Genomic DNA, 13,113 nt, shown 5'->3' on the forward strand with positions numbered 1-13,113 from the left:
GGTCCAGGCAGGTCATCGGGTCCTGGAAGACCATGGCGATGTCCCGGCCGCGTACCCGGCCCAGCTCCTTCTCGGTGAGTGTCAGCAGGTCGCGGCCGTCGAAGCGGATCTGGCCGCCGGTGTAGACGCAGGGCGGGCTCGGGTTGAGGCGCAGCCGTCACCCCAGCTCACGATGCCCACCAGGATCCGGCCACCGTTCGTGGTCGGCGCCATGAGCGGGCCGCCCGAGTCGCCGTCGCAGGAGTCGACCCCGCCGTTCTCGAGGTCACCCGCGCACAGCATGGTCTCGTGGTCGAGAGCGCGCGGGTAGGCGTTGGCGCAGGCACTGTCGTCGACGAAGGGCAGCTTGACCCACCGGGCGACGGCCGGGTAGCCGTTGCCGGTGTTTCCCCAGCCGGCCGTCTGGAGGGTCTTGTACGTCTTCGGGTTCTGGGCGACGGCGATCGGCCTGACCTTCACCGGCTTGTCGAGCAGCAGCAGTGCCCAGTCGTTGGCGTAGTCGATCGGGTCGTTGAAGTCCTCCGCGACGTGCACGTCCGCAACCCGGGTCTTGACGAGCTTGGCGGACTTCAGGTTCACCGAGCCGGAGAAGACCACCAGGTCGCTGGGGTCGCGCTCCTCGACACAGTGCGCGGCGGTGATGACCACCGACTCGGTGATGACCGAGCCGCCACAGAACGCACGCTGGTACGGCGTGCCGGTGCCGGTGGAGCCGACCGCGACGAGCCAGGGGTACTGCCCCTCCTTGGCGGCCTGTCCGCCGACGACCAACGGCCGGACGGGGTCGTCGTCGACCGCCGCGGCCGCGCCGCCGGTGACGCCCGTCCAAGCGAGCGCCGCGGCGGCGAGGCCCGCGGCGATGCGGATCCTGCGCTTTCGCTTGATGTCCACTGTGATCCTTTCGGGCTGGAGATCCGGATAAGACCTTTTGGCCGTCCTGCCCGAAAAGTAGTCGGACCGTCTGGGGACCCCTCCCGGCTACGTCGGTACGAGCCCGGCGAACCGCGCCATCCGGGCGACCCCGGCCGGCGCGTTCCGCCTCAGGCGCGCGACGGCGTCGGCCACGTCCGCCCGATCCAGGTCGCCAGGTCCGATCCGCGCGGGGTTGAGGACGGTCGTGTTCGCCCACGCGCGAATCTCCGGGACGGCGCCGAACGATAGGGACGCCCGGTTGCCCAGCACCTGCATCGCCATCCAGTCGGCCGGCGTGTTGCTGTACGGAGTAGGCGGGCACAGCGCGTTCTTCTCGGTGTCGTCGCCGCGTGTCGCCTCGACGAAACCCGCGAGCGCCGCCCCGAAGCACGGGAACCCCGTCCGGATCGGCTGCAGCGTGATCGTCTCGCCCCAGATGGGGACCGGCAGCGGGTATCGCAGTCCCGGTGCGGCACAGTGCACGACGACGGTGCCTCGCCCCGTGACCACCGAACCGTGGTCGAGCACGATCCGGTCGGGCTCGGCACGGCGGACGTGCCCGAGCCGGACGACGTTCTCGATGGTGCGCAGCTCGTCGCGCTCCCACTGTGCGAGCGTCGGCGTCTTGGCCATGGTGGGGGTCACGGAGGGGTCGATGCGCAGCACGATGCCGTGATCCTCGAGCCGGAGGAAGAGGTCGTCGGGCGAGGCCGCCTCGGCCGCCGCGCCCAGGAGGTCGGCGGCCATGCCGAGGAAGATCGCGGGGTCCGGCTGGATGACGGCGCGGTTGAGCATCCACGGGTCGCGCGGCCGCACCCAGCAGATCGCGCCGGGATCGACACCCCGTGCGAGCAGCCAGATGCACGCGTCGGTCGCCGTCTTGCCTGAGCCGACCACGACCCACCGGTCGGGCATGCCGCGGGGCTCGAGCGCCGGCATGGAGCCGACCGGCACGACGCGCGCACCCTCGTCCACGACGAACGGGGGCGGGGTCGTGGCCGGGATGCCCGGTGAGAGGTACCGCGCGTCGACGACGCGACGCCGGACGTGGACGTCGAGGGTCCTGCCGGTGTCGAGCGAGCGGAGCGCCCCGCCGCCAAGGTGCTCGTGACCTGGACGGAACGTGACCCGGTCCGAGGCGAGCAGCCGGTCGGCCAGCACCTTCGCGTAGTAGGCGGCGATCTCGGCGCCGGTGGCCCGCTCGTGCAGGCCGGTCTCCGGGCCCTCGGTCTGCAGCCGCCCGGTGCCCAGCGGCGTCGACGCGACACCGTAGAACGGCGACGCCTGGTGCAGGCGGACGAACGGGTAGGCGTCGAGCCAGTGTCCTCCGGCGCCGGCCCGCCGGTCGACGAGGACGACCCGCGCCCCGGGGTCGTGGTCGACGAGCGCGTCGACGAACGCCATCCCGGTGGCCCCGGCCCCGACGACCAGGTAGTCGGCCTCCATCGTGCTAGCCATGCCTTCCACTGCAGCACCGTCCCCACCGGGGAGCAACCGGCGGCGCGGGTGAAGGTCGCGCGTGGTCAGGTACGGGCGGCGAGGGCCCGTGCGTCGATCCTGCGGGGAAGGGCGCGCACCCGTCCCGTCACGCGCACCCCGACGAGCTCGCCGGGAGCCGGCGCGTCCACACCGAGGACACGGGAGCGCAGCGGGCCGTGGAACCCGTCGCCCGACCCGTCGTCCGCCAGGTCGAGCTCGACGACGGCGTCGTGCCCGAAGTAGGCGACGCTGCGCACCATGGCGTCCAGCCGGCCGCCGCCGGGCTCGGTCAGGGCGAGCTGCTCGGGGCGGATCATCACGTCGACGTCGACGTCGCCCTTGCCGTCACCGTCACCGTGGACGGCGGACCCGTGCACCGGCAGCGTGCCGAGCAGGCAGGTGACCCCGCCGTCGGCCGGGCTGTCGGGGACCAGCCTCCCCGGGACCAGCCTTCCCGGGACCAGCCTCCCCGGGACCAGCCTCCCCGGGACCAGCAGAGCGTCACCGAGGAACTCCGCGACCTCGGCGTCGACCGGCTCGCGGTAGACGGTCCTGGGGCTGGCGACCTGCCGGAACCGGCCGGTCTTGAGGATCGCGACCTCGTCGGCGAAGGAGAGCGCCTCGTCCTGGTCATGGGTGACCAGGACGGTCGTCGCGCCCGCCGCGCGCAGCGCCCGGGCGGTCGCCTCCCGCGTCGCGGCCCGCAGGGCCGTGTCCAGCGAGGAGAACGGCTCGTCGAGCAGGATCAGGCCCGGGCGAGGGGCGAGCGCCCTGGCCAAGGCGACCCGCTGCTGCTGGCCGCCGGAGAGCTGGTGCGGGTGCCGGCCCGCGACCGCGGCGGGCAGGCCGACGAGGTCGAGCAGCTCGAGCACGCGGTCGTGGTGCCGCTGCCGCGGCCAGGGCAGCCCGAAGGCGATGTTCCCCGCGACCGAGAGGTGCGGGAAGAGCGCGCCGTCCTGCCGGACGTAGCCGACGCCGCGGCGTTCGGGCGGCAGCCACGTGCCGGGACCCGCGACGGTCCGCCCGTCGACCGTGACCGTGCCGGCCGCCGGCCGCAGGAACCCGGCGACCACGCGCAGGAGCGTGGTCTTGCCGCTGCCGGAGCCGCCCAGCACCGCCGTGGTCGAACCCTCGGCCACGGTGAGATCGACGTCGTCGAGCACCTTGTCCCGGCCGTACCCGGCGCTCACGCCGAGAATCTTGAGCTCGCTCATCGCTCCTGACCCCTCATCTTTCCTCCGTGATCTGCCGCCGCAGCAGGACCGTGAGCGGTACCGACATCGTGATCATCACCGCGGCGTAGGGTGCCGCGGCCGCGTAGTCCAGCTCGCTCGCCTCGCGCCAGAACGCCAGCGCGAGGGTATCCGTCCCCGTGGGCGCCAGCAGGAGCGTGGCCGTCAGCTCGGTGCTGACCGCAAGGGCTACCAGCACCAGCCCCGTGAGCACCGAGGGGGCGGCCAGCGGCAGGACGACCCGGACGAGGGTCGCCGGGCCGCTCAGCCCCAGGGAGCGGGAGGCCTCCGAGAGCTCGGGGCGGGCGGCGGCGAGGCCAGAGCGCAGCGAGACCATCGCCCGGGGCAGGAACAGGATCGTGTAGGCCAGCACGATCAGCCCCACGCTCTGGTAGACGGGCCTGGCCCATCGGACGGCGAGGGTGACCAGGGCCAGCCCGACGACCACCCCGGGCAGGGCGCTCGCGACGAAGGTCGCGCGCTCGAGCAGCATGGTCAGGGCCGAGCGGTGGCGGTTCAGCAGCCAGGCCCCTGGCAGGGCGGCGACGACGGCCGCCACGGCGCCCAGCACGGCGAGACCGAGGGTGCTCAGCGTGACCCGCACCAGGCCGGCGCCGAGCGGGTCGCCGGCCAGCAGCCCGTGCAGCAGCCACCGGATGACGGTGGCCACCGGGACGGCGACCGAGAGGGCGACCAGGGCGCCGAGGAGGACGAGCGTGGGCGCCGTCCACCCGCCGAGGACGGCCGGCACGGCGCGCCGCTGGACGCCCGAGCCCACCCGGGCGACCCGGTGCCGGCCCCGGGCCAGCAGGTCTCCCGTGAGCGCGACCAGGCACAGCGTGAGCAGCACGGAGGCGAGCAGGCTGCTGGTCGTGCTGCTGAACCCCACGGCGTACTGCTGCATGATCGCCGTGGTGAAGGTCTGGAAGCGCATCATCTCCAGCACGCCGTACTCGGCCAGGAGGTGGAGCGTCACCAGCAGCGCACCGCCGCTCAGCGCGGGCCGCAGCCGCGGCAGCACGGTGCGCACGACGGCCGCGGCCGGCGAGAGGCCGAGGGAGCGGGCCGCCTCTTCGTCGCCGGGGTCCAGCGTGCGCAGCATGGCCGCCACCGGGAGGAACACGAACGGGAAGTACGCCAGCGTCGTGACCAGGGCCGCGCCACCGAAGCCGTCGAGCCACGGCGCCACGGTGACCCAGGCGTAGGCGCTGACGAACGACGGCACGGCCAGCGGGGCCAGGAGCAGCGTGCGCCACACCCCGGCGCCGGGCAGCGCGGTGCGCTCGACGAGCCACGCCGCGGCCACGCCCACCACGACCGTGGCAGGCACCGTGACGGCGAACAGCAGCCCGGTGTTGCCGAGCAGCTCGCCGACGCGGGGGCGCAGCAGGTAGCGCGCGGCCTCGCCCGGATCGGCGGACAGCGCATCGGGGACGACGACGAGCAGGGGCAGCAGAGCGAGCGCGGCGACCAGCGCCGCGCCCGCGGCGACGCCGCGCGCCCCGAGGCCGTGCCCTCGAACGTCGAGCGACCTAGAGGATGCCGGCATCCGTCATCATCGTGAGCACGTCGTCGGAGTTGAGGGTGAACGGGTCGACCGGGGGAGCGTCGAGCTCCGCGAGCGGCGGGAGAGCCGGGTCGGACTCGACCCCGGTGCCGACCGCGTACTCCATCGACCCGCTGTCGACCAGCACCTGCTGGCCCTCCGGGCTGGTGATGTAGGCCAGGAACTGCTGGGCCTCGTCCGGCATGTCCGAGGAGGCGAGCACGCCGCCGGCCGACAGGCTGACGAACGCGCCGGGGTCCTGGTCGCCGAAGTAGTGCAGCTTGGTGTTCGCGCTGCCCTCCTTGTCGCCGGCCTGGTCGCGGTACCAGTAGTAGTGGTACATGATCCCGACCGGGACCTCGCCCGCGTTGACGGCCTGCATCGTGGCGATGTTGTTCTGGTAGACCTCGGCGTTCTCGGCCAGCGCGTCGAGCCAGGCCTGGGTCTTCTGCTCGCCCTGGTCGGACAGCATGCCCGCAACGATGGCCTGGAAGTCCGCGCCGCCGGGTGCCGCGCCCCACCGGCCGGCCCACTCGGGCTCGGCGAGGTCCATGATCGACGTCGGCAGCTCGTCCTCGCTGATCTCGTCGGTGTTGTAGACGAGCACCGTCGACCGGGCGGCCATCGCCGTCCACTGCCCCGACGACGGCGCCATACCCTCGCCGACCTGAGCCAGGGTCGCCGGGTCCACGGGCTCCAGGAGACCCGCGCGCTCCACGATCGTCATCGCCGGCGAGTTCTCCGTCAGGAAGACGTCGGCGGGCGACGCCTCGCCCTCCTCGACGATCATGTGCCCCATCGAGGCGTCCTGGCCCTCGCGCACCTGGGTCTTGATGCCGGTCTCCTCGGTGAACGCCTGCGCCCACGCCTCGGTGACGTTGCGGTGCTGGGAGGAGTAGATCTGCAGCGCGTCGGCCTGCGGCTCGAAGGGCTCGTCGCCGGACCCACCCGATCCGCCGGATCCGCCGCCACAGGCGGCCAGCACCAGCGGCAGGGTCAGGGTGAGCAGGGCGGCGGCGCCGAGGTGTCGTCTCATGGGCACTGGGATGTCTCGTCTCTGGGGTCTGGGTTCTTCAGCGGTTCGGTCGGAGCAGCAGGTCCTGCAGGCGCCGGACGGGCCGGTCGGCGAGGCGCCAGACGAGGCAGCCGACGGCGAGCGCGGTCAGGGTGGCACCGAGGGGGTGGGGAACCAGGTCGAGGATCGGGAACTGGACCAGGTAGACGTACAGCGAGGCCGACGCGAGCAGGCCGACGACGGGCAGGGCCCACGCGGGCACGCGCACCTCGCGGACGAACGTCAGCAGCGCGATGCCGGCGAGGATGGTCGCGTTGCGCACGGGGTCGTCGGGGAAGAACGTCGCCCCGCCGACGACGGCGATCGCGAGCGTGAGCAGGCGGCGCCGCCGGGTGTCGGCGTACGCGACGGCGGCCCCGACCGCGAAGAGCCAGAACGTCGTCGGCATGATCCCGCGCAGCACGCCCTCGCCGAGGGACAGGACGAGGAAGCGGGGCACGAGCGCGACCAGCGCGACGACCGCCGCGACGCGCCACGGCTGCGTCCGCCAGGCGCGGCCCACCCACGGCACGGCGAGGATCGCCGCGAGGGTGACCGTGCACGCGATCAGCGCGTCGACGAACCACAGCTCGTTGCGGAACCCGTAGGCGACGTCGCCGAAGATCCAGTTGACGAGCAGCACGTTGGCCCACCCGTAGCGGTCCTGGGCCACCATGCCGAACAGCGCCACCGCGGCCGTAGGCACCGCGACGCCGACGAGTGTGCGGGTGCTCGCCCGCCACCGGCCGCGGGCCGTCGGCATCGACAGGCCGAACCGGGCGGCGTTGAAGCCGGCCACCGCGAGCAGGGTGTGCGCTCCGCCCAGGACGTGGAAGAGGTCGGCGTGGGAGCCGCAGATGATGACGACGGCGATCGCGCGGAGCAGCACCGAGGTCTCCACGCTGTGCCACCAGCGCCCGCGTCCGGGTGCGCCGCTCGTGCGGGCCGTGTCGTCGGGGAGCGCCGCGCCGTCCACGAGCCCGGTGCCCGTCAGGCCGCCGTCGTGAGAGCGTCCCCGCTCGACCAGCTCGCCGAGCGGGCGGTGGTGCCAGCCCGGCGGCAGCGTGCCGACGAGCTTCTCGAGCTGGACGGACGCCTGCACGTGGCTCAGCGAGTCGCCGCCGTGCTGGACGAAGCTGCGCCCGAGGTCGACGGCGTCCAGCCCGAGCACGTCGCCGACGACGCCGGCCACGCGCTCGGCGAGGGGCGGCCTGGTGTCCACGGGCTCGACGTCGTCCTGCAGGCTCTCCTCGGGGGGCCGACCGTGCGGCTGTGTGTCCGGCCGGCCACGGCGGACGAGCGCGACACACCCCAGGCGGTCGACCTTGCCGTTCGGCAGCCGGGGCAGCTCGGCGACGGCGACCGCGACGGAGGCGGGGGAGAGCCCCGACGCGTCGCCGGCGAGACGCCGCACGAGCGCGGCCGTCTCGACGGGTACCGCGTCCGGAGCCGGTTCGACCAGCACGGTCAGGCCGGCGTCGTCACCCCCGACGGACGCGACGTACCCGGCGGCCTCGAGCGCCGACTCGACCATCGTCAGGTCGATCCGCAGCCCCATGACCTTGACGAACCCGGCCCGGCGTCCGACCAGGCGCAGCAGGCCGTCCGGGCCGATCCGCCCGAGGTCACCGGTCCGCAGCTCGGACAGCATCGCGCCGAGCGCGAGGTCGTCCGCGTGCTCGGCGTAGCCCATCATCACGCCGGGACCGCGCACGACCACCTCACCGGACCCGTCGGACGCCTCGGGCACGCTCGTGTCGAGGTGCAGGGACGTCCCGGCAACGGGCCGCCCGACGGCGTCGGGGTTGTCCGCGACGAGGGCCGGGTCGAGCACGCAGATGCGGGCCGTTGCCTCGGTCTGGCCGTACATCACGGCGAGCTCCCACCCGTGCCGTCGTCCCAGGGCGGCGGTGCGCAGGACGCGGTCGGGGTGCATCCGGCCGCCGGCCTGGGCGAGCAGCCGCAGCGAGGGGTGGGGCCGCTCGAGGGCGCCGGTGGACTCCAGGAGCTCGACCGTGTGCGGCACGACCGCCAGCGTCGTGACGCCCAGCTCGTCGACCGTGCTCCACAGGTCGTCGGTCAGTACCGACCCCTCGTTCAGCACGACCGAGGCGCCCGCGACCAGGTGCGAGTGCAGCACCGAGAGCCCGAAGCAGTAGTGGAGCGGAAGGCTCGTGATCGCGCGGTCGTCCTCGGTGATCCGGAGCGCCGCGGCGATCGCCAGGGCGTTGCTGCGGACGTTCTGCCTGGACAGCCGGACGAGCTTCGGTGAGCCGGTGCTGCCCGACGTGCTCAGCAGGAGGGCGAGGTCCGGGTGCAGCAGATGGCGCGGGGCCGCCGTGAGCAGGTCGAACGGTCGCTCGGGGTCGCCTGTCGCGGTGACGTCCGGCGGGTACCGGTCCAGGATCGTGCCGGTGCGGGCGTCGTCGGGGGTGACGAGCGGGACGTGGCCGGCGTGGAGCGTGGCCAGGTACGCCGTCACGCTCGCGAGGTCCGGTCGGAGCGCCAGGTGGACGAGCCGGCGGCCGTCGGTGACGTCCGGGAGCCGGCCGGCGATGTCGGCGACCGTGCGCCGGAGCTCCTCGCGGGACAGGCCCTCGCCGGAGGCGGTGAGCAGCGCGAGCCGCCCGGACGCCTCGTCGGCGACCGGATCAGCCGACGAACGGGTGCCACGGCTGGCCGCAGCGGGCGGGAGGGCGGTCAACACGAAGGGAATGCTAACCTAACCTGAGTCTTTCCTTGACAAGAGGTGAAAGTCGTGAGCACCGAGGTCTGGTGGTCGTCGCTGGCCGCCGCGGACCGCGATCTGCTCGGCCTGCTCGACGGCGGTGAGCGAGCGCGGGTCGAGTCGCTCGACCGGTCCGCGGACCGCGGACGGTCCATGGTCGGCGCGGCGCTGCTGCGTGTGGCGGTCGGGGCTCACCTCGGGACAGCGCCGGCCGACGTCGTGGTCGACCGCACCTGCGCCGAGTGCGGCGGTCCGCACGGGGCGCCGCGGATAGCGGGCACCGGCACGGCGGCCCCCTCGGTCTCCGTCTCGCACTCCGGGCTGCTGGCCGTGGTCGCGCTGGTCCCGCGCGGGCCCGTCGGCGTGGACGTGCAGCGGCTCGCCGACCTCGCCGACCCGGCGGACGGGCCCGCGTGGGCGACCAGGGAAGCCTTGTTCAAGGCCGGGACGCCGGCGCGGGGGGACGTCGCGATCGCCGAGCTCCGACCGCCCCTGCCCGGTTATGCGGCGGTCCTCGTGACGCCCGCCGGGCCGGCGGGCACGCCCCGGATCACGCACTGGCCCCGGCCGATCCGCGCGTAGGGCGTGCGGCACGGCTCTCGGCGTCGGGCAGCGGGCGGTGAGGAAAAAGCGCCGCGAACGTAACGCCGCGGCTCGCGCGGCGAAACCCTGGTTCGCGACCCTTCCGGGGAAGGGCGCCACCGCATGGTGGCGCTCTGACCAACTTGCCCTGGCCCCGGCAGCCGCCCCCTGGAACTGGGAGAACCATGACCCACGTGAAGCCCGCGGACCTCGTGACCCGCATGATCGACGCCGGCGAGGCGAAGGTGCACCTGTCGACGAGGGACACGCTGATCCGGGCGTTCATGGGTGCGGCGCTGCTCACGATCGCCGCCGCGTTCGCCGTGACGGTGTCCACCCAGACGGGGGAGCCGCTGCTCGGCGCGATCCTGTTCCCGGTCGGCTTCATCATGCTGTACCTGCTGGGGTTCGACCTGCTCACCGGCGTCTTCACGCTCGCGCCGCTGGCGTGGCTGGCCAAGCGGCCGGGGGTCACCGTCGGCGCGGTGCTGCGCAACTGGGGCCTGGTGTTCGTCGGGAACCTCGCGGGCGCGATCATGGTCGCCGTCCTCATGGCCATCTACTTCACGTACGGCTTCTCGACCGAGCCCAGCGAGGTCGGCCAGGCGATCGGGGTGATCGGCGAGGGCCGGACCGTCGGCTACGCCGACCACGGCGCGGCCGGCATGCTCACGCTGTTCGTGCGCGGCGTGCTCTGCAACTGGATGGTGTCGACGGGCGTCGTGTTCGCCATGATCTCCACGAGCGTGATCGGCAAGGTCGTCGCGATGTGGATGCCCATCATGCTGTTCTTCTACATGGGCTTCGAGCACTCGATCGTGAACATGTTCCTGTTCCCGTCCGGCCTGCTGCTCGGCGCCGACTTCACGATCATGGACTACCTGGTCTGGAACGAGATCCCGACGGTCGTCGGCAACCTGGTGGGCGGGCTCACCTTCGTCGGGCTCGTCCTGTACGCGACGCACCACCGGACGGCGCCGAGCCGGCGCCCGGTGGCGCTGGTCGAGGTCGCGAGCGAGCCGACGTCGGAACGCGAGCGCGAGCTGGTCTGACGGCCACTGCCGCTTCCGTCGCCGTCGGGCGGATACTGGCGGTATGTCGGTTGTCATCAACCCCGTCGAACGCCTGCGGGCGCGGGTGGGGGACGCGCTGTTCCTGCGGGTCGCCGGGCCCGGCGGATACGAGGCGCGCGACCGGATCCACCGCACGCCCGGACCTCGCTGGTTCCCGCCCGACAGTCCCATCCGGCTGGTCCACGGCGACTCGGCGACGTTCGTCGGCGGGCTGCGCGCGCTGCTGCTCCAGTCGCTGCACCCGCTGGCGATGGCGGGCGTGGCCGGCCACTCCGGCTACCGCGGAGACCCGTGGGGCCGGCTCGCGCGCACCTCGACGTTCCTCGGCTACACGACCTTCGCGACGGCGGAGCACGCCCAGGAGATGGTCGACCGCGTGCGCGCCGTCCACGCACGCGTGCGAGGCAGGGCGCCGGACGGCCGCACCTACCGCGCGAGCGACCCGCACCTGCTCACGTGGGTGCACGTCGCAGAGGCCGACTCGTTCCTGACCGCCCACCAGCGTTACGGTGTGCGGCCGCTCGACCCGGCCGAGGCGGACGAGTACGTCGCGCAGTCGGGCCGGGTAGCGCGGGCCCTCGGTGCGACGGACGTCCCGGAGACGGTGGCCGGGCTGGCCGAGTGCCTGGCGTCCTACCGCGGCGAGCTGGAGGCCACGCCCGCCGCCCTCGACACGGCGCGGTTCCTGCTGCGGGAGCCGCCGCTGCCCTGGCCGGCGCGCGCCCCCTACCGTCTGCTCGCGGCGGGAGCCGTCGCGCTGCTGCCCGAGTGGGCCCGCGCCGAGCTCGGCGTGGAGACCCGGTTCAGCCGGGTCCTGGGCGGCCCCGCCGGAGGAGTCGCCGTCCGGGCCGTGCGCTGGGGCATGGACGACGTCTCCCGGCAGGGCCGCCGATGGTGACCCGGCGGCTGGGTCAGGGCAGCGGGTCCGCCAACGGCAGGGCGGCGACCGCCGCGGTGATCCCCCTGCGGTCGTAGCTGCCCGTCGGCACGGTCGCGGAGTGCGCGTGGCGGACGACCCCGGCCCTGTCGACCAGGAGGCTGCCCGACTGCTGCACGGCGCCGAACACCTTGCGCATCAGGCCGACGGCCGCGTGGGGAGAGCCGTGCCGGCCGGTCACCACCTGGAACGGCAGGTCGCGGCCTGCCTGCCAGGCGGCTGCCTCGCTGCGGCCCTCGGGGACGACGATCAGCACGCGCACGTCGGCGCCCGCCAGGTCGGCGGCCCGGGCGGCGAGATCCTTGACGTGCATGGCGCAGACCGGGCAGGTGACCGAGCGCATGAAGTAGAGCAGCACGTTGTCCGAGCCGCGGTAGTCGGTGAGGCGGACGGGACGCCCGGTGGTGTCTTCGAGCTCCAGGTCGGGGAGCACGGATCCGGTTTCGAGCATGGGGTCTCCAGGTGAGGTGGTGGTGAGGTGGTCGGGCCGTTCGTCAGGCGGACGTCAGCCGTGCAGCAGCAGCTCGCGGACCGCCGTCCGGGCCCGGTGCAGGCGGGACTTCATGGCGGCCGTGCTCAGGCCGAGCGCGTCGGCGACCGCCTTGCCGGGGTAGCCCTGGACGTCCCGCATGATCAGGACGCGGCGCTGGTCGGCGGGCAACTGGGCGACGGCCGCGGCCACCCGTTCCGCCTCGAGCCGCTGCAGGACGTCGTCCTCCGCCGAGACCATGGTCTCGGGCGGCGTTAGGTCGGGTGCGGTGCGCAGCGCCTGGCGGGCCCGCCGCAGGCACTCGTTGCGCACGATCCGGAACATCCACGACACGAGCGCACCGGAGGCCCGCAGGGTCCCGATCTTGCGGTACAGGATGATCAGGGCTTCCTGCGCGGAGTCCTCGGCGTCCTCGGGCGAGGCGCACAGGGTGCGCGCGAACCGCTGGACGTGCGGGTGCGACCCCGAGACCAGCGCCGCGATGGCTGCCGTGTCCCCGCCCTGCGCGGCGCGGATCAGCGACTCCCGGGGCCAGGTGGTCTCAGCCATCTGCCCGCCCTTGCCACGCGGTGCCGACCACGATGCAGACGTTCAATGGACCTCCTCAGGTGCCGAACATGTCCCAGCCCCTATAAGAGCCGACTCGAGGGCAGAAGGATTCAGGCCGCTGGGGCCGGGGTCCGCGGGCAAGGTATGCCCCTGTGGTGGGTGCCAGGTCTGCTGAATCTCGTTCGCCCTGGCTCTGGCTACTTCGCCTGACCTGAACTATTCAGCACAGCCCGCAAAGGGAGGGCGCGGCCGAACGTAGTTCAGCCCACATGGCACCCGCTGGTCAGCTCCCGTCAGCCGGACTCTCGGGCGGACGGATGTCGGTGTCGCGGGCGGCGCCGCACCGCCAGCAGGGGCCCGTGGGGGACTCGTTGAGGGCGCCGCACTCCGCGCAGACCTCCGAGAGCCAGCAGGCCGCGTCGCCGCCGTCGGGCCTACCCGCGGGCCGGGATGTGTCGGGCACGGACCCTCCTCGTGGTCGACCAGTCGTCCTGTTGATCGTCCCACGGCGCGACCCGAGGTCCGCCCGCC

At 73.5% G+C, this 13,113-nt stretch carries 12 protein-coding genes; 3 read left to right on the forward strand and 9 right to left on the reverse strand.

The window, feature by feature from the left end; translation table 11 throughout:
• Positions 1 to 81: 81 nt before the first annotated feature.
• The 6 genes from ACFWE2_RS07365 to ACFWE2_RS07390 form a co-directional block, all read right to left on the reverse strand.
• A complete protein-coding gene (locus ACFWE2_RS07365; protein ID WP_377223560.1) occupies positions 82 to 891 on the reverse strand; it encodes a S1 family serine peptidase in 810 nt (269 codons plus the stop codon).
• A gap of 87 nt (positions 892 to 978) precedes the next feature.
• On the reverse strand, positions 979 to 2,370 hold the full coding sequence (locus tag ACFWE2_RS07370; RefSeq protein ID WP_377223561.1) for an NAD(P)-binding protein: 1,392 nt from the start codon (positions 2,368 to 2,370) through the stop codon (positions 979 to 981).
• Between the two features lie 65 nt (positions 2,371 to 2,435).
• Positions 2,436 to 3,605, reverse strand: coding sequence for an ABC transporter ATP-binding protein (locus ACFWE2_RS07375; protein ID WP_377223562.1), 1,170 nt, complete (start codon positions 3,603 to 3,605; stop codon positions 2,436 to 2,438).
• Between the two features lie 13 nt (positions 3,606 to 3,618).
• Positions 3,619 to 5,172: an ABC transporter permease gene (locus ACFWE2_RS07380; protein WP_377223563.1), complete on the reverse strand. Its 1,554-nt coding sequence runs from the start codon at positions 5,170 to 5,172 to the stop codon at positions 3,619 to 3,621.
• Positions 5,156 to 6,205, reverse strand: a complete 1,050-nt coding sequence (locus ACFWE2_RS07385; protein WP_377223564.1) for an iron ABC transporter substrate-binding protein — start codon at positions 6,203 to 6,205, stop codon at positions 5,156 to 5,158. The genes ACFWE2_RS07380 and ACFWE2_RS07385 overlap by 17 nt, the downstream gene beginning before the upstream one ends.
• Positions 6,206 to 6,242: 37 nt before the next feature.
• Entirely contained in the window at positions 6,243 to 8,930 is a 2,688-nt protein-coding gene (locus ACFWE2_RS07390; protein ID WP_377223565.1) for an AMP-binding protein, read from the reverse strand.
• A 51-nt stretch (positions 8,931 to 8,981) separates the two neighbouring features.
• On the opposite strand from ACFWE2_RS07390, the gene ACFWE2_RS07395 reads away from it, so the two are divergent.
• The 3 genes from ACFWE2_RS07395 (at position 8,982) to ACFWE2_RS07405 (ending at position 11,504) form a co-directional block, all read left to right on the forward strand.
• The gene (locus ACFWE2_RS07395; protein WP_377223566.1) at positions 8,982 to 9,533 is read left to right on the forward strand and encodes a 4'-phosphopantetheinyl transferase family protein; all 552 of its coding nucleotides are present in this window, start codon (positions 8,982 to 8,984) and stop codon (positions 9,531 to 9,533) included.
• Between the two features lie 185 nt (positions 9,534 to 9,718).
• The gene (locus tag ACFWE2_RS07400) at positions 9,719 to 10,585 is read left to right on the forward strand and encodes a formate/nitrite transporter family protein (protein WP_377223567.1); all 867 of its coding nucleotides are present in this window, start codon (positions 9,719 to 9,721) and stop codon (positions 10,583 to 10,585) included.
• A 43-nt stretch (positions 10,586 to 10,628) separates the two neighbouring features.
• Positions 10,629 to 11,504, forward strand: a complete 876-nt coding sequence (locus ACFWE2_RS07405) for an oxygenase MpaB family protein (RefSeq protein WP_377223568.1) — start codon at positions 10,629 to 10,631, stop codon at positions 11,502 to 11,504.
• A 13-nt stretch (positions 11,505 to 11,517) separates the two neighbouring features.
• Here the strand turns inward: ACFWE2_RS07405 and ACFWE2_RS07410 are convergent, their stop codons facing one another.
• The 3 genes from ACFWE2_RS07410 to ACFWE2_RS07420 all read right to left on the reverse strand — a co-directional run bounded on the left by ACFWE2_RS07410 (position 11,518) and on the right by ACFWE2_RS07420 (position 13,045).
• Positions 11,518 to 11,994, reverse strand: a complete 477-nt coding sequence (locus ACFWE2_RS07410; protein WP_377223569.1) for a peroxiredoxin family protein — start codon at positions 11,992 to 11,994, stop codon at positions 11,518 to 11,520.
• Positions 11,995 to 12,048: 54 nt separating this feature from the next.
• A complete protein-coding gene (locus tag ACFWE2_RS07415) occupies positions 12,049 to 12,582 on the reverse strand; it encodes an RNA polymerase sigma factor (protein WP_377223570.1) in 534 nt (177 codons plus the stop codon).
• A 283-nt stretch (positions 12,583 to 12,865) separates the two neighbouring features.
• The gene (locus tag ACFWE2_RS07420) at positions 12,866 to 13,045 is read right to left on the reverse strand and encodes a hypothetical protein (protein ID WP_377223571.1); all 180 of its coding nucleotides are present in this window, start codon (positions 13,043 to 13,045) and stop codon (positions 12,866 to 12,868) included.
• Between the last annotated feature and the right edge of the window lie 68 nt (positions 13,046 to 13,113).

Source organism: Promicromonospora sp. NPDC060271 (assembly GCF_042726755.1).
Taxonomy (GTDB): domain Bacteria; phylum Actinomycetota; class Actinomycetes; order Actinomycetales; family Cellulomonadaceae; genus Promicromonospora.

Excerpts from the sequence above, each read along its gene's own strand:
- ACFWE2_RS07370 (WP_377223561.1), bottom strand. The coding sequence starts at position 2,370 with ATGGCTAGCACGATGGAGGCCGACTACCTGGTCGTCGGGGCCGGGGCC.
- ACFWE2_RS07380 (WP_377223563.1), bottom strand. The coding sequence starts at position 5,172 with ATGCCGGCATCCTCTAGGTCGCTCGACGTTCGAGGGCACGGCCTCGGG.
- ACFWE2_RS07375 (WP_377223562.1), bottom strand. The coding sequence starts at position 3,605 with ATGAGCGAGCTCAAGATTCTCGGCGTGAGCGCCGGGTACGGCCGGGAC.
- ACFWE2_RS07415 (WP_377223570.1), bottom strand. The coding sequence starts at position 12,582 with ATGGCTGAGACCACCTGGCCCCGGGAGTCGCTGATCCGCGCCGCGCAG.
- ACFWE2_RS07410 (WP_377223569.1), bottom strand. The coding sequence starts at position 11,994 with ATGCTCGAAACCGGATCCGTGCTCCCCGACCTGGAGCTCGAAGACACC.
- ACFWE2_RS07405 (WP_377223568.1), top strand. The coding sequence starts at position 10,629 with ATGTCGGTTGTCATCAACCCCGTCGAACGCCTGCGGGCGCGGGTGGGG.
- ACFWE2_RS07400 (WP_377223567.1), top strand. The coding sequence starts at position 9,719 with ATGACCCACGTGAAGCCCGCGGACCTCGTGACCCGCATGATCGACGCC.
- ACFWE2_RS07385 (WP_377223564.1), bottom strand. The coding sequence starts at position 6,205 with ATGAGACGACACCTCGGCGCCGCCGCCCTGCTCACCCTGACCCTGCCG.